Here is a 259-nt window from a genome sequence, read left to right as displayed (position 1 = left end):
AATCTGGCTCCCGCAACCAACTTAAGATATAAGTATAAAATCAGGTCGTCAGTTCACTCTTCAAAGATATGGGCTGCCACAACCAATTCTTCTAAAGAGAATTAAAACCTTTAGGGCTTCCTACTATTGTAGGACATTCGGACGCGGGATGGAGCAGTCTGGTAGCTCGTCGGGCTCATAACCCGAAGGTCGTCAGTTCAAATCTGGCTCCCGCAACCAACTTAAGATATAAGTATAAAATCAGGTCGTCAGTTCACTC

At 44.4% G+C, this 259-nt stretch carries 1 tRNA gene; it reads left to right on the top strand.

The window, feature by feature from the left end:
* The first annotated feature begins 142 nt into the window (after positions 1-142).
* A tRNA-Met gene (locus H4J52_RS02940) sits at positions 143-219 on the top strand.
* The last annotated feature ends 40 nt before the right edge of the window (positions 220-259 follow it).

Source organism: Colwellia sp. MB02u-14, from assembly GCF_014076915.1.
Classification (GTDB): domain Bacteria; phylum Pseudomonadota; class Gammaproteobacteria; order Enterobacterales; family Alteromonadaceae; genus Colwellia_A.
Note: the sequence above shows the minus strand (reverse complement) of the source record. Positions and strands in the feature narration are given on the sequence as shown.